Genomic DNA, 14,683 nt, shown 5'->3' with positions numbered 1-14,683 from the left:
CATACAGGGCGCGCATTGTAGCACACCCCAGAAGTCGCGCCTATTCACCCTTGAGGAAGGCAATAGCCTGTGCCAGATCGCGGGTACGTGGCGTTGGTGGCAGGCTGTTGAGAAACACTTCACCATAAGGACGCATCACCAGACGGTTATCACAAATCACCAGCACGCCCCGATCGTCGGTATCGCGGATCAGACGGCCAACGCCCTGCTTGAGGGTGATCACCGCATCGGGCAGTTGCACATCATTGAACGGGTCACCGCCGCGTAAACGGCAATCTTCAATGCGCGCCTTCAGCAACGGATCGTCCGGCGAGGTAAACGGCAGCTTATCGATAATCACGCAAGAGAGCGCATCACCGCGCACGTCAACCCCTTCCCAGAAGCTGCTGGTTGCCACCAGTAACGCATTGCCCGCTTCGACAAACTGCGCCAACAGTTGACCCTTGCTGGTTTCCCCTTGCAACAGCACCGGCAGCGTCAAGGTGGCGCGGAACTCTTCGGCCAGCTCACGCATCATCTGATGCGAAGTGCACAGGAAGAAACAGCGGCCCTGGTTAGCCTCAATCATTGGCCGCAGCATTCGGGCCAACTGACGTGCGCCACCGGGTTGATTCGGCGAGGGCAAGAAACGTGGCACACAGAGCAACGCCTGATTGGCATAGTCAAACGGGCTGGGTAGCAGTAGGGTTTTGGCCTTATTCAGCCCCAAGCGATCGGTAAAGTGACCCATTTGCTCATTCACCGACAGCGTTGCCGAGGTGAAAATCCAACTGCCCGGTTTTTCATCCAGCATTTCGCGGAAGCGGTCTGATACCGTCAATGGCGTGAGCGCCAATACAAAACTGCGTGAGTTGCATTCATACCAATAGCTGAAGCCGGGTTCGTTGACCTCTTTAAGCCGTTTAAGGCGAGCGCGGAACTGCGTAGCACGTTCAAAGGCAGCATCCAGCAACGCCGAACGGCCCAGGGAAAGCTTGACCACGTCGTAACACAGCTCCAACGCATCATCGAGCAGCAGCAAGGCGCGCTGGACGTTAGGCTGAGTTAGCACCTCACGAAGGTTACCGCGAAAACCCGGTTCCCCCAGCGCTAAACGGAAATCCTGCGTGCTCTGGCTGAGGCGATCGGCGCTCTTTTGCAACTGTGCGCTATCGCGCACCTCGGTACGGTAGGCAATAGTGATATCTTTGGCCAGATCCATCAGTTGGCGGCTGGTGAGCTGCTTGCCGAAATATTGGCTGGCGATATCAGGGATCTGATGCGCTTCGTCGAAGATCATCACGTCCGCTTCCGGGATCAGTTCGGCAAAGCCGCCCTCCTTGACCACCATATCCGCCAGAAACAGATGATGGTTAACCACCACCACGTCGGCATCCATTGCCCGGCGCCGTGCCTTGACCACGAAGCACTCTTTATACAGCGGGCAATCGCTTCCCAGACAGTTATCGTTGGTGCTGGTCACCAATGGCCAGACAAAGCTGTCTTCCGCCACATCGCTGCAGGAGCTGATATCCCCTTCTTCCGTCAGGGTTGACCAGCTGCGCAGCCGCACCAGATCGATCAGCGTCTGGCCAGCCAGTTCGCCACCAGCCATGGATTGCTGCTCCAGGCGTTCCAGGCACAGATAGTTGGAACGCCCTTTCAGCAGCGCGAGCTTGCCTTTATATTTTAATGCCTTGGCCACGGTGGGCAGATCGCGAGCGTAAAGCTGATCCTGCAAGGCCTTGGAGCCGGTGGAAATAATCACCTTGCGCTTTGAACGCAGCGCCGGTGCCAGATAGGCGTAGGTTTTACCGGTGCCGGTTCCTGCCTCGACGACCAGTTCCTGTTTGAAATTGATGGCTTCCGTTACCGCCTCTGCCATCAATCTTTGCGGTTCACGGGGTTTGAACCCTTTAATTGCCTGCGCCAATGCGCCAACTGGTGCGAAATCGTCTGCCACGCTATCTCTCTGCCGGTATCATTCAGCGGTGATTATGCCAAGCCTGCCACGCCGCTACCACCGACTTTATCCGCACACACATCCGTTCCCGGCTGTGATACGCTTATGACGTTGATGATAAGGAGATAATTGCATGAATATCGAACGAATTGATCCGGCACAGCGCTGGTCAGAAGCGGTGATCCACAATGACACCGTTTATTACACCAGCGTCCCGGAAAATCTGGATGATGACGCTACGGCGCAAACCGCCAACACCTTGGCCGCTATCGATGTGCTGTTGGAGCGAGTGGGTTCGGACAAGAGCCGGATTTTAGACGCCACCATTTTCCTGGCCAACGGCGATGATTTTGCCGCCATGAATGCCGCCTGGGATGCCTGGGTAGTTGCAGGCAGCGCGCCGGTACGTTGTACCGTAGAAGCTCGCCTGATGAATCCTAAATACAAAGTTGAAATCAAGATCATCGCGGCGCTGTAAAACAAAAAACGGCCCCTCACCCCAACCCTCTCCCACAGGGAGAGGGAGTTGATAGCCCGAGATCTGTTGGGAGAAAGGGGATAATCTCAGCAACCTCGCTTATTCCGTCATTCAACGTGAGTCAGCCAAAGCTCATGATGAATACTGTACTTTCAGGTTAACTCGATCGGTTCCCTCTCCCTGTAGGAGCAGGTAGCTCAGCGATGTTGGGAGAAAGGGGATAATCTCAGCAACCTCGCTTATTCCGTCATTCAACGTGAGTTAGCCAAAGCTCATGATGAATACTGTACTTTCAGGTTAACTCGATCGGTTCCCTCTCCCTGTAGGAGCTGGTAGCTCAGCGATGTTGGGAGAAAGGGGATAATCTCAGCAACCTCGCTTATTCCGTCATTCAACGTGAGTTAGCCAAAGCTCATGATGAATACTGTACTTTCAGGTTAACTCGATCGGTTCCCTCTCCCTGTAGGAGCTGGTAGCTCAGCGATGTTGGGAGAAAGGGGATAATCTCAGCAACCTCGCTTATTCCGTCATTCAAAGTGAGTTAGCCAAAGCTCATGATGAATACTGTACTTTCAGGTTAACTCGATCGGTTCCCTCTCCCTGTAGGAGCTGGTAGCTCAGCGATGTTGGGAGAAAGGGGATAATCTCAGCAACCTCGCTTATTCCGTCATTCAACGTGAGTTAGCCAAAGCTCATGATGAATACTGTATTTCAGGTTAACTCGATCGGTTCCCTCTCCCTGTGGGAGAGGGTTAGGGTGAGGGGGCATTAAGCCAGTTTGATGATGACCATACCCGTCAATAACAGGGCCAGCCCCATCCAGCCTTTGGCATTGAGCCGTTGACCGAACAGGATCCAACCGGCAGCGATAGTGGCAGCAATACCGAAACCGCCCCACAACGCATAAGCGACCGAAAGATCGATCCCCTTCACCGCCTGCGCCAGCGCGCTGAACGCCCCTAATACCGACACCAGAGACAACAGCCCCAGCCAAACCCGGCTAAAACCGTTCGACATCTTCAGAAAGATGTTGGCCACAATCTCCAGTACGATGGCCAAGGCCAGAAACCCAATGTGGTACAACTCAAGCTGTTGCATGGTTGTTACCTCGCGGGCTGACCTGTTTTCGTGGCTTGCGGGTGCCGGATTTCACCAGCAGGATCCCGGCAATCAACGCCACCAGACCCAGCACTTTCAGCGCCGAGATTGGCTCATCAAACAGCATCACGCTAAACAGGGTAATAAACAGGATACCGATCCCTTCCCATAAGGCGTAAGCAACGCCCAAGGCCACGCGTTTTACCGCTAATGACAGCATGATGTAAGACAGGGTGATCATCACGTACATGACGATGTGTCCGGTCATACCGCCGCTGACGCTAGCATATTTCATGGACAGGGTGCCGATAATTTCGGCGGTAATGGCAAAGCCTAAAAAGATCCAATAAATCATAATTTTTCTCCCAAACGGCGAATCACGCACGCTAAGGCGTATTTATCCCAATCTATCTCATCAAACAGGCGCACGGCGGCGCTTGAGATATAGAAATCTCTGGGGATAAACCTACCCAAACGTATTAAAGAAGTTTGCCCGGCAACGCCAAAGGACGGGAAGTGAACCCAGTCATCAGCACCGGTTAAGGGAGAAAGACGCTATAGCTCGCTGCACCAGTGATGCTCACTGGCAAGAATGGCAGAAAGGAAAAGTTGGCAACAAGATGTTCTGAGAGGCGTTCCATTAAGTTTCATCATAATTATTCTCTATCTTCAGCCGCACACCGTGCGATTTGCCCAATATCCTCATGAATGTAAAATTTTCAACTGCATTAGTTTTACCATAGCGAAAATCAGAAAGCAAACCGCCGTTTTCACATTTAGCGAAAAAAAATGAGTTATAAATAAGAGCCTTAATGTTTTTAAAAATTAAAAAAAGGCTCGGATTTACACCTGAGCCTTGTGAGAATTTCGCTAGCCGGTAAGTGCGGAAGATTCAGGCGCCACGCGCCTTAGCGCAGGATCTGTTTGATGCCTTCCAGCAGCAACGCGACCTCTTCGGCACGGGTCTCTCCGCTGTGTGGATCGATGATGGAACTGTAAACATGTGGCATCACCTTTGTGACTCCGGCGTCAAGGCAGGTTTCCAGTATGGGCAGGAAGTTTCGCGTATCGATCCCGCCGGTGGGTTCGATCATGGTCATGCCATTGCGCACGCAACTTTCCGCCAATGCGCGCAGTTCTGCCAGCGACGATAACCCCCCCATCGGGAAGAATTTGGCCGCATGCCCCCCCAGATCGAGGATCATACGTACCGCGCTGTCACAGCTCACCACGGCAGGCTCGCCCTGGCTGCTGTGAACTCCGGTGGAAATGATCACCTTCCCTGGCGTGCCAGTGGGCGAGATCAAGGCATTGATGCAGGTATTGCTGATGCCACGGGCCGCCAATGCACCCGCGGCAAAACCACAGCCTGTGAAGGTTTGGTTGACGTGTGCAGGCGCGGTGGCCGCCGCAATCATTGCCGCCTTATAAAACTGTGCCGCCGACCCAGCCCCCAAGCCAACGGAAATAGCCGGGATGTGCTCCATCCAGCGTTTCACCTCGGCCACGCCCTGCTCAACGTTGCTGAACTGCGCCGAGATCACGCCAATAGCGGCATGTCCTTCAGCGGCATGGTGTACCTGTAATGCGTTAGGGATATCTTTGGCCAGCACGTTGATAGCCACTCGCCCCTGGTAAAAATCAAGCTGTTGCATGTGGCCCCCTGGCCTGTTGCACAATTTCCGTCAACCTCTCCACAATCAACGCAAAATCGTCGTCGCGCAGCGCCCGTGGATCGAAACTGAAGACGCCCTGGTTCAGCCAGTAATGGCGGGTGTAAATCGCCACCTCGCCAGTGCGCAGTTGCTCTTCCACCTGATAGGCGGTTAATCCTAGCCTGGAGACGTCCACGCTTACCCGCACTCGATAAATCGCTCGCCCGGCTTCATCCTGTTCGATCTCCGCCTGTAGGCCCGGCAGCGCGGAAATCTGCTGTGCCAATTCGCGCAATGCCGGTAATTGGCGGCTCCAGTCCGGCTGATGTTGCTGATAATGATCCAGCGCCATCACCAGCCCCACCATGTTCTCTTTGCCGATCTTCATCGCGCGCGCAATGCCGTTATGCTGGGCCTTGCAACAGGCGATCCAATGCTGGTCGCCGGTGACAAAACCGGAGGTCGGTGCGTCCAGCGCTTTGGCCCCGCTATACACCACCATGTTGGCCCCGGCTGCCACATAGGCCCGCAAATCCTCTTCTGCAGCCGCATCCACAATCAGCGGCAAGCCGGCGTCACGGGCCACGGCGACAAAATCGCTCAGCGCAACCATGCCCTTTTGCACACAGTGATGTGACTTAACGTAAAACAGTGCCGCCGTCTGCGCCGTGATGGCCTTTGCCAGTTGCCAGCGGGCCGCCAGATTGCTTTGCCCCACCTCAACCACCTTACCGCCCCCCAGCCGGATAGCGGTGGTGATCGGCGCACCGTAGTCAATGTTGTGGCCACGCAGCATGACGATTTCATTCGCCAAACCTTCACTGCATGGCATCTGTGCCACCCGCTCCGGCTCCCCTCGGGTAATGGCTGCCGCGACCGCAATAGTCACCCCGGCGGAGGCGCAGGAGGTCACATAGCTGTCTTGCGCACCGGTATGCTGAGAGATGAGTTCGCCAACGCGATCCACCAGCGCATCAATTTCCACAAAGGCCGACGCCGCCTCGGCCGTGGCCGCCATCACTTCTTTCGGCACCGAAGAAACACCAAGGATGGTCATCTTGCCGCTGGCGTTGATCACCCGTTTCAATCCGAGCCGTTGATAAATATTCATCGCTGCTCCGTTACAAAATACCCAACAGGGAACACACCACGCTCAGTACCACTACCGAAAGCAGAATGGTGGTATAGCGCGGCCCTTTTTTGACCAGATAGAAGTAGATCGAGAACACCGCAGCCAGCGGCAACAGGCCGGGGGCGATGGAGTCCAGGATCTGTTGCACCACCACCTCGGAACCTTCCAACGCGCTGATTTTCAGCGGCGAGGTGATCTTGACGTAGCTGGCAGACAGCGCCCCCATCATGATCAGCCCGAGCACGTTGGCCCCGTAGATCAGCTCTTTTATCTTGCCCCCTTGCAGCAACCCGATGATCGATTCCCGCCCTAGCGTGTAGCCTTTGTGGGCCAAGCCGTAGCTGATGGCCATAGTAATCACGGTATACAACACCACCGGCATGATGCCGCCCATGGCGCTGCCGTTAGCCGCGAAGGGTATGAAGATGGCGATCAACAGCGGCATGATCGCCGCCCAGACCACCGAGTCACCAATTCCGGCCAGCGGCCCCATCAGGCCGGTTTTAATCCCGGTGATAGACGAATCGGAAATCGGCTCGCCACGGGTCTTCTGCTCTTCCATGGCGATAGCAACGCCCTGGATCACCGCACCAAAGGTCTGTTCGCTGTTGAAGAAGTTCAGGTGGCGCTTCAGCGCCTCAACCTGCTCTTCTTTCTGCGGATAGAGCTTTTTAATAATCGGCGTCATTGAGGCGCAGAAAATCAGGCTCTGTAAACGTTCATAAGAGTTGGAGACTTCGGCTCCCAGCCAGTAAATAAACCAGGCTTTGGTGATGTCCCGCTTGGTCAGCACGTTGGTTTGGCGTGCTCTTTCCACCAGCTCGTGTTGCATGATGTCGCTGCTCATGATCAGGCTCCCTCACCTTTGGCCATGTTTTTAACCAGGAATGCCGCGCAGGTACCGAAGATGGCCATCGCCATGATGTCGACCTTGAGATACAACACCGCGAAGAACCCGGCAATGAAGTAAGGCAGCAGGCTTTTCTTGCCGATAACCATGATGGTGATCGCAAAGCCCAACGCAGGCAGGATGCCGCCCATAATTTCGAACGAGTGGGTCAGCCAATGTGGCATCAACGCCAGGAACTTCTCGACCACGCCCTGGCCGAAATAGTTGGCGGCAAACACCACCGGGAAGCGGATCACCAGGCCAAGCAGTGCTGGATACAGGAAGGCACAGCGCATGATCCCGCTGATATTGGCCTCTTCCGCGTGCTTATCGGCCATATGTACCCAGACGGCGTTCACGGTACGGCGTAACTGGTCAACGAACACGCCAATCACCCCAAACGGGATTGCCAACGCGATCGCCAGGTTAGGATCCATCCCCGCTTTCACGGCGATCGGCAGCGCGATACAGGCCGCCAGTGCCGGATCTGAAGGGACGTTCCCACCCGGCGTAGAGGTGACGCCCAGATACACCAACTGCATCCCGGCGCCGATAATCATCGCCGTCTTCATATCCCCCAGCAGGAAGCCGACGAATACCGCGATGGCGATGGGTTGCACCAACATCCCCGAGAGGGTGTAGCCCAAGCGCAGGCGGGCAAACCAGTAATACAGTCCCATACAAATGGCAACGGTCAAGTTATCCATGGTATTGCTCCTAATCGATCAGATGCCGAATATCAGAACTTCTTCAAAATATCTGCCAGTGCCTGCGGCTTGTCTTCCGGGATGGTCTGGAAGAACACCGTCACACCGCGTTGCTGTAGGTCACGCAGGATCGCCACATCAGCCTCATCCAGCGTAATGTTCTGGAATACCGCTTTACGGTTCGGCCCACCGCCCAGGCCACCCACCTGGATATTTTTGACGTCAAACCCGTCGACCACCGCCTGTTGCACCGTAAGCAGGTTCGGGAACAAGACCAATACGTTGCCCTCTCCCAGTTGATTCTCCCGCCAAGCCGCCGCAAAACTCTGGTTGCCATAGCAATCCACTTTCACATTCGGCGGAGCGGCCATCAGATAGATGCTTTTCATAAACGGATCGGCTTCCAGCTCATCACTCACTACCGCGATACGGTTGGCCTGCGACTGCCCAACCCACTTGGTAACGACCTGGCCGTGGATCAAACGGCTGTCAATGCGGCATAAAACGATGTTGGCCATAATGATTATCCCCCTGATGTTATTGATTTAATTTGTTTAACTACGTCGAGGCAGCTGTTGCGCCCCAGTTCAACCAACTCGTCGAGATGGTTGAGAAAATTGCCCTGCTCACGTAAATCGATGGCAGCCAGCAGCAAGGTGGCATTCAGGCCGGAAATCACACCGATGGCGTAGTCACGGCTCAAGCGTGCCGCCACGTTAGAGGTGGTGCCGCCGATAAAGTCGGTGAGGATCAATGAACCCTCCGGCATGGTTTTCACCTGTTGTTCAACGCGTTCATGGAACTCCGCCAGCGTGTCGACCGGCATCAGCGCGATATCGAATATCCCGCTGGTTTCGCCAATCACCATGCGGACGCTTTCACGCAGTTGTTGGCCCCAGCCGCCGTGGGTCAGCAGTAAAATCTGTGGTAATGCAGCCAAAATGGCCTCCTGGCAATCTATTGAAAGTCATTGAAAATTTCCGTTCCCTAGAGATATAGCAATGCCTGTGCCAATTTTGTGGCACACCGGAGGGAGGTCAGTGGTGAGCGGGCCGTCAAGGCCCGCTATGGCAGGGTCTAGCGGTAGAGAAGCTCGTAGATATAAAAATATTCCGCATCGGACAGGCGGATAGAATAGGCACGCTCAATCGGCGAAAACGCGTCTTTGATGACAGAAAACGCCTGTTGGTCGATATCCTGCTGGGCATCCAGGGCAATCTGTAACGGTTTGTGGCTTAAAACGATACGCTCCACCATGCAACAGCAGTGGATCAGGAAGCGAAGTGTCACTTGCCTTGAGGGCTGTAAATCCAGCGTGCGACAAATCTGATGCAACACCGCTTCGATCTCTTGCAGGATACGTTGAGGATTGAGCACGGAAATATGGTTGATGATGCTCTCCAACGTCAGCGCGCTGATAAAGCGCATTGAACAGCGCTCCACCTGCAACTGGCGTTCGGCGCTGCCAAGGTCCGGGTTCAACAGGCTGAGCACCAGTTCCGGCCCCTGTTCGGAGAACAGCTCTTCCAACGCGATAAACGGGATATCCGGCAAGCCTGGCTGGAAGGTGCCCACGATCCCCACCAGGCGTTCGTTACCGCCTATCGCCTGACGCAACCGCTCCAGGCTGCGCACTTCGTTGTAATCCACCAATACCATGCGGGTGTCTTCCGCCATCAGCTCACCGAAGCTTTCCTCCAGCACTTTCTTGATCTTCACCGCCGTGCCCATCCCGGTGATACAGGAGATTGCCAACACCTTGCCGATCTCATCTTCACGCTGGTCGTAAAGTTGATGGGCAATCCCTTTGCTGACCATCAGTTCCATCAAGGGGGCGAAATCACTGGTTTCATAGGTCAGATCCAGCCCAATCTCCAGCAACGCCCCCATGGTGATGTTCTGGATCAGCAGCACATCGATGTGGAACAGTTTGCTGACGGTACTGGCAAAGTGCACCAACGAGCCGATATCCACAATCAGGATCAGTCGCTGATAGCGCTTTTCCCGCAGTGTGGCGATCAGTAATTCCAATGTGTCATGCACCGACTGCTCGAACGGCATATCGATGGCGGTAAACAGCTCACATTCCAGCACCCGATTGACATAGTGCGCCATGCTGCTGGCCGTGGTGGTGCCGTGGCCGATCAACATGGCACCGCAGTCAGGGCTAACCTCCTTGCGCTGGCGGAAACTGCGGCACTCCTTCAAAAACAGGCACAGGTAGACGATTTCCGTCGACGGACATTGGATGTGGAAGATTTCATTGATTTTGCGGCATAGCTGGTTGGCGTTATCGTACTCATCCTTGCAGTAATCCAGGATCAGGCTGGAGGAGTACAGGTTGGGGATCAGGCCTTTCTGCACATAGGAAAGCAGCGCCAGCAGGTGTTTACGCAGATGGCCGGCCATATTCTGTGGCAGCGGGAAACCCAACACCTGTTCAATGCAGCCAATCAACAACGTAATGCGTTGCTCGACCTGGCCGCCATAATAGCGCTCCTCACTTTCCCCTCCGTTGCGGCTGTATAGCCCATATTCAAAAATGGTGCGTAGCTTGTTCTTCAGGATCGACAGGGTTTCCTGCGGCGGCACGTTGCTGTTGCGCAGGTTGACGTATTCGCGCGTCAGATAGGTGTAAAACAGATCGCTGTCCTGCTCGCTGCTCAAGGCGCTCAGATGCTGCTTGAGCTGTTCGAGAGGCTGTGAGCTGATATCCAGATACTCCTGCTGACCAAATATCGCGTCCACCAGCAGGCGACTGCTTGCGCTGGCAGAGTGCGGGACATCCATCAGCCGCTTATCCAGCAACAGCCTCGGGCTACTGTGCCCCATACCGCTGGCCCAGGCCTGGGCACAGAGAAACTGGATATCGCTTTTGAGTTGGCCGATATTGCCGCTCAGCGGCTTCTCCAGCAGATAGAGCAGCAGCCCCTTATCCAAACGGATAATGCGGCCAATCTTGCGGCTCTCGAGCTGTAAGAAACCGGTAATGATTTCTACCTGCTCCTCCAATGAGCGCTCCCGCAACGCCGGTATGGCAATCGATACCTGAATACGCCGCAGGAAAGTACGTAGCAGCGTTGAGTCTGGGCTTTCGGTGGTAGCGCAGATCAGTCGTACGCTGATGGGTCGGGCTTTCTCGCTTGAACCCAGTGGCCGATATTCACCTTTATCCAGGATCGAAAACAGTTTCTCCTGCCCTTCGTAGGGCAAGCGGTGGACTTCATCGAGTAACAGAAAGCCACCGTCCGCCTGTTCGATCAGGCCACGTTTGCTTTCAATCGCGCCGGTAAACGCGCCCTGTTTGTGACCAAACAGATGGGATGAAAGCAGCTCCGGGTTATGGGCATACTCGGCACAGTTGAAATACACCAACGGGATTTGGCGCTGTGGCTGTTGCGCTACGGCGAATTGGTGCATCACCTCGGCAAAGAAGGTTTTCCCCACCCCGGAAGGCCCGGTAAGCAACACATGCAATCCACCGGGATAAAGCACCGCCGCCTTACCCTTCTCTACCGACAACCGCAGGCTGCGGTCATAGCCAATCACCGTATGAAAAGGATCATCACTGGCTGGCTGCGGCAAGGCTTTGGCGGGTAATAGCGCCAGTAAATCTTTGGCTTCCAGCCTGTCATCTGGCAACGATTGCTCAATCAGCTGCTCACAGACTGCCCGGTGCAAAAACAGCACCGGACGAGATTTAATCTTGATGACCAATCGCTCAGCTTGCAGCTCGTTAAGTTCTTTACTGACAGAGTTACGTGCCAATCCCAGGTTAAAAGCGATGGTTTCCGCGGCGAAACCGCCAGCGCTTTGTTCAAGCGTTTCCCGGTTAAGCGTAAGGGTAAGACGTTCCAGCTCCTGGCGAACCGCATCTTTACGTTTCATTTTAACCTGTTGTTATTATTAGTTATAAAGAAGAAATAGACGGTAATTGGCAAGCAGGTAGCCAATCCAACCAAAAGTCATCCTAATACAGGGTTAGGGAAAACAACCACCGCAAAATGTGAAGTTGTGGTATTTACAGGCAAAAAAATGCCAATCACAGAGGATTGGCATCAGCAGGAGCGAACGCGGGTTTAGGCGGTAGCACCCTTGACGGCTTCACGCGCCAATTCGGTGATACGTGCATAGTCGCCGCTTTCCAGCGCATCCGCAGGCACTAACCAGGAACCGCCGATGCACAGCACGCTTTTCAGTGCCAGATAGTCACGGTAGTTGTTCGGCGTGATGCCACCCGTTGGACAGAAGCGCACCTGTGAGAACGGCCCGGCAATGGCTTGCAGCGCCTTGACGCCGCCGTTGGCTTCCGCTGGGAAGAATTTAAACTCGCGCAGGCCATAATCCATCCCCAACATCAGCTCGGAAACGGTGCTGATACCCGGGATCAACGGAATGCTGCCTGCGGTGGCAGCTTTCAGCAGATCGGCGGTCAGGCCAGGGCTGATGGCAAACTGAGCGCCAGCCTCGGTCACTTCCTGCAGCTGTTGTGGATTGATCACCGTGCCAGCACCAATGATGGCATCAGGCACTTCTTTGGCGATCGCACGAATCGCGTCCATCGCACAGGCGGTACGCAGCGTCACTTCCAGCACGCGCACGCCACCCGCAACCAGTGCTTTAGCCAACGGCACTGCGTGTTCCAGTTTGTTAATCACAATCACCGGAACTACGGGGCCTGCCGTCAGGATCTGTTCTGCACTGGTTTTCCAGTTTTTCATCGTCATTCTCTCCATTACTTTCGGTTGGTGTATGGCACGCCCCTGCCACAGGGCTCCGCATCGCTGCAGATTCCGATCGCACCGCTAAAAGCCAGCAGACAGGCTGACGCCGGTCACCTAGGCTAATTCTGTTGACGAGTTACCAGCCCCTCACCCCAGCCCTCTCCCCAAGGAGAGGGAGCTGAACGGTGCTCTCAATAAGCCCCCTACCGCTCCAATAATAAATCGGTCTCAATCTACCTCTGACCTCAGAAAGAATACCTAGGCAGCGGCGAGCTCGATCGGTTCCCTCTCCTTTTGGGAGAGGGTTAGGGTGAGGGAGAGGGAACTGGTTAACTGCTGCTTATTCGAATTCGTTCCACGAACGGCCATCGCGCGTGATCATCGCGACGGAAGCCACCGGCCCCCAAGTCCCAGACTGGTAAGGCTTAGGCGCTTCATTGTCCGCTTTCCAGGCATCCATGATTGAGTCAACCCACTTCCAGGCCTCTTCCACTTCGTCACGGCGCACGAACAGCGCCTGGATGCCACGCATGGTTTCCAGCAGCAGACGCTCATAGGCATCGGCCACGTGTTCCTGGTTAAAGGTTTCCGAGAAGCTCAGATCCAACTTGGTGGTTTGCAAACGATGTTTGTGATCCAGCCCCGGCACCTTGTTCAGTACCTGGATTTCGATCCCTTCGTCCGGCTGCAGGCGAATGGTCAGTTTGTTCTGTGGCAGTTGTTGATAGGAGTCACGGAACAGGTTCAGCGGTGGGTTTTTAAAGTACACCACCACTTCTGAACATTTGGTCGGCAAACGCTTACCGGTACGCAGATAGAACGGCACCCCGGCCCATTGCCAGTTGTCGATATCGACGCGGATGGACACAAAAGTCTCGGTGTTGCTGCTCTTGTTTGCCCCTTCCTCTTCCAGGTAGCCCGGCACTTTTTTACCTTGCACGAAGCCTGCGGTGTACTGGCCACGCACGGTGGTTTCCCGGACATTGGTCTGATCGATACGGCGCAGCGAGCGCAGCACTTTCACTTTCTCATCACGGATACGGTCAGTGGTCAGGTCTGCCGGTGGCGACATGGCGATCATGGTCAGGATCTGCAACAGGTGGTTCTGGATCATGTCGCGCATCTGCCCGGCCTGATCGAAGTAACCCCAGCGCCCTTCAATACCCACCTCTTCCGCCACGGTGATCTGCACGTGATCGATAGTGCGGTTATCCCAGTTGGAAGCAAACAGGGAGTTGGCAAAGCGCAGCGCCAGCAGGTTCAGTACCGTCTCTTTACCCAGATAGTGGTCGATACGGTAAACCTGGGATTCGTTAAAGTACTCAGCAACCTGATCGTTGATCACCCGTGAGGATGCCAGGTCAGTACCAAGTGGCTTTTCCATCACCACACGCGCCGGCTCTTTATTCAGCTTGGCCTCGCCCAGACCCTTGCAGATGGCGCCAAAGGTGCTTGGCGGCATGGCGAAATAGTTGATGGTGGTACGATGTTTCTGGTCCAGCATCTTGCCCAACTCGGCGAAGTGCTTGCTGTCGTTAACGTCCAGATTGCAGAAGTCCAGGCGTGCGCTCAGCGTGGCCCAAAGCTCATCGTCCAGCTTTTCTTTCATAAAGGTGCCCAGGGCTTCCTTGACCACCTTGGTATAAGCTTCTTTATCCCACTCGGCACGGCCTACCCCGATGATACGGGTATCCGGGTGGATGTGACCGGCTTTCTCTAACTGGTACAGGGAAGGCAGCAGTTTACGACGCGCCAGATCGCCTTTCGCGCCGAAAATAACCAGGTCACAGGCCTGGGCTGTAGAGGTTACCGCCATGTTCATCTCCTCGATGCAGGATATTTGTAATTTTCTTACATTACTAATGTACTCTCTTTCGCTACGGCCAGTAAACCCGGATCAAAAGCAGAAAAAAAGCCCCAGAAACTACGGCGTTATCCCTGGTGCAGCGCGAACGCTGCTGGCAACAGGGAAAACTGTAATTTTCTGTCTTTTTTGACACTCTTTTACCATTATGAAAGTTAGACACAGGTCATGTTCTGGTGAAAAAAGCCAGCTTA

Annotated in this window: 13 protein-coding genes; 1 reads left to right on the top strand and 12 read right to left on the bottom strand. The window is 54.8% G+C overall.

The genetic code is table 11. The features are described 5' to 3' along the window. Window positions 1-40 precede the first annotated feature (40 nt). Window positions 41-1,942, bottom strand: coding sequence for an ATP-dependent DNA helicase (locus ACX9GU_RS11985; protein ID WP_473194898.1), 1,902 nt, complete (start codon window positions 1,940-1,942; stop codon window positions 41-43). A gap of 133 nt (window positions 1,943-2,075) precedes the next feature. On the opposite strand from ACX9GU_RS11985, the gene ACX9GU_RS11980 reads away from it, so the two are divergent. Further along, entirely contained in the window at window positions 2,076-2,420 is a 345-nt protein-coding gene (locus ACX9GU_RS11980; protein ID WP_021181167.1) for a RidA family protein, read from the top strand. Between the two features lie 768 nt (window positions 2,421-3,188). Here the strand turns inward: ACX9GU_RS11980 and mdtI are convergent. From mdtI to zwf, 11 genes are all read right to left on the bottom strand, one after another. Then, window positions 3,189-3,518, bottom strand: a complete 330-nt coding sequence (gene mdtI, locus ACX9GU_RS11975) for a multidrug/spermidine efflux SMR transporter subunit MdtI (RefSeq protein ID WP_021181166.1) — start codon at window positions 3,516-3,518, stop codon at window positions 3,189-3,191. Next, window positions 3,505-3,873: a multidrug/spermidine efflux SMR transporter subunit MdtJ gene (mdtJ, locus tag ACX9GU_RS11970; protein ID WP_021181165.1), complete on the bottom strand. Its 369-nt coding sequence runs from the start codon at window positions 3,871-3,873 to the stop codon at window positions 3,505-3,507. The genes mdtI and mdtJ overlap by 14 nt, the downstream gene beginning before the upstream one ends. A gap of 553 nt (window positions 3,874-4,426) precedes the next feature. Beyond that, window positions 4,427-5,173: a 2-dehydro-3-deoxy-phosphogluconate aldolase gene (dagF, locus tag ACX9GU_RS11965; RefSeq protein ID WP_473194897.1), complete on the bottom strand. Its 747-nt coding sequence runs from the start codon at window positions 5,171-5,173 to the stop codon at window positions 4,427-4,429. Further along, window positions 5,160-6,284: a D-glucosaminate-6-phosphate ammonia lyase gene (dgaE, locus tag ACX9GU_RS11960; RefSeq protein WP_473194896.1), complete on the bottom strand. Its 1,125-nt coding sequence runs from the start codon at window positions 6,282-6,284 to the stop codon at window positions 5,160-5,162. Before dgaE ends, dagF begins: the two co-directional genes overlap by 14 nt. A gap of 10 nt (window positions 6,285-6,294) precedes the next feature. After that, entirely contained in the window at window positions 6,295-7,155 is an 861-nt protein-coding gene (locus ACX9GU_RS11955; RefSeq protein WP_161629439.1) for a PTS system mannose/fructose/sorbose family transporter subunit IID, read from the bottom strand. Continuing rightward, window positions 7,155-7,901: a PTS mannose/fructose/sorbose/N-acetylgalactosamine transporter subunit IIC gene (locus ACX9GU_RS11950; protein WP_021806649.1), complete on the bottom strand. Its 747-nt coding sequence runs from the start codon at window positions 7,899-7,901 to the stop codon at window positions 7,155-7,157. The genes ACX9GU_RS11955 and ACX9GU_RS11950 overlap by 1 nt, the downstream gene beginning before the upstream one ends. A gap of 32 nt (window positions 7,902-7,933) precedes the next feature. Beyond that, window positions 7,934-8,419 carry a PTS sugar transporter subunit IIB gene (locus ACX9GU_RS11945; RefSeq protein ID WP_473194895.1) on the bottom strand — a complete coding sequence of 162 codons (486 nt, stop codon included), beginning with the start codon at window positions 8,417-8,419 and terminating at the stop codon, window positions 7,934-7,936. 5 nt (window positions 8,420-8,424) lie between these two features. Beyond that, the gene (locus ACX9GU_RS11940; protein WP_473194894.1) at window positions 8,425-8,841 is read right to left on the bottom strand and encodes a PTS sugar transporter subunit IIA; all 417 of its coding nucleotides are present in this window, start codon (window positions 8,839-8,841) and stop codon (window positions 8,425-8,427) included. Between the two features lie 137 nt (window positions 8,842-8,978). Continuing rightward, a complete protein-coding gene (gene dagR / locus ACX9GU_RS11935; protein ID WP_473194893.1) occupies window positions 8,979-11,789 on the bottom strand; it encodes a transcriptional regulator DagR in 2,811 nt (936 codons plus the stop codon). Window positions 11,790-11,980: 191 nt separating this feature from the next. After that, on the bottom strand, window positions 11,981-12,622 hold the full coding sequence (locus ACX9GU_RS11930) for a bifunctional 4-hydroxy-2-oxoglutarate aldolase/2-dehydro-3-deoxy-phosphogluconate aldolase (RefSeq protein ID WP_021181159.1): 642 nt from the start codon (window positions 12,620-12,622) through the stop codon (window positions 11,981-11,983). Between the two features lie 343 nt (window positions 12,623-12,965). Then, entirely contained in the window at window positions 12,966-14,441 is a 1,476-nt protein-coding gene (zwf, locus tag ACX9GU_RS11925) for a glucose-6-phosphate dehydrogenase (RefSeq protein WP_021181158.1), read from the bottom strand. Window positions 14,442-14,683 lie beyond the last annotated feature (242 nt).

The organism is Serratia sp. K1WW1 (assembly GCF_055790865.1).
Note: the sequence above shows the minus strand (reverse complement) of the source record. Positions and strands in the feature narration are given on the sequence as shown.

What these genes read in the sequence shown, in the direction of transcription:
- ACX9GU_RS11980 (WP_021181167.1), top strand. Translation starts at nt 2,076, where the DNA reads ATGAATATCGAACGAATTGATCCGGCACAGCGCTGGTCAGAAGCGGTG.
- mdtI (WP_021181166.1), bottom strand. Translation starts at nt 3,518, where the DNA reads ATGCAACAGCTTGAGTTGTACCACATTGGGTTTCTGGCCTTGGCCATC.
- mdtJ (WP_021181165.1), bottom strand. Translation starts at nt 3,873, where the DNA reads ATGATTTATTGGATCTTTTTAGGCTTTGCCATTACCGCCGAAATTATC.
- dagF (WP_473194897.1), bottom strand. Translation starts at nt 5,173, where the DNA reads ATGCAACAGCTTGATTTTTACCAGGGGCGAGTGGCTATCAACGTGCTG.
- dgaE (WP_473194896.1), bottom strand. Translation starts at nt 6,284, where the DNA reads ATGAATATTTATCAACGGCTCGGATTGAAACGGGTGATCAACGCCAGC.
- ACX9GU_RS11950 (WP_021806649.1), bottom strand. Translation starts at nt 7,901, where the DNA reads ATGGATAACTTGACCGTTGCCATTTGTATGGGACTGTATTACTGGTTT.
- ACX9GU_RS11945 (WP_473194895.1), bottom strand. Translation starts at nt 8,419, where the DNA reads ATGGCCAACATCGTTTTATGCCGCATTGACAGCCGTTTGATCCACGGC.
- dagR (WP_473194893.1), bottom strand. Translation starts at nt 11,789, where the DNA reads ATGAAACGTAAAGATGCGGTTCGCCAGGAGCTGGAACGTCTTACCCTT.
- ACX9GU_RS11930 (WP_021181159.1), bottom strand. Translation starts at nt 12,622, where the DNA reads ATGAAAAACTGGAAAACCAGTGCAGAACAGATCCTGACGGCAGGCCCC.
- zwf (WP_021181158.1), bottom strand. Translation starts at nt 14,441, where the DNA reads ATGGCGGTAACCTCTACAGCCCAGGCCTGTGACCTGGTTATTTTCGGC.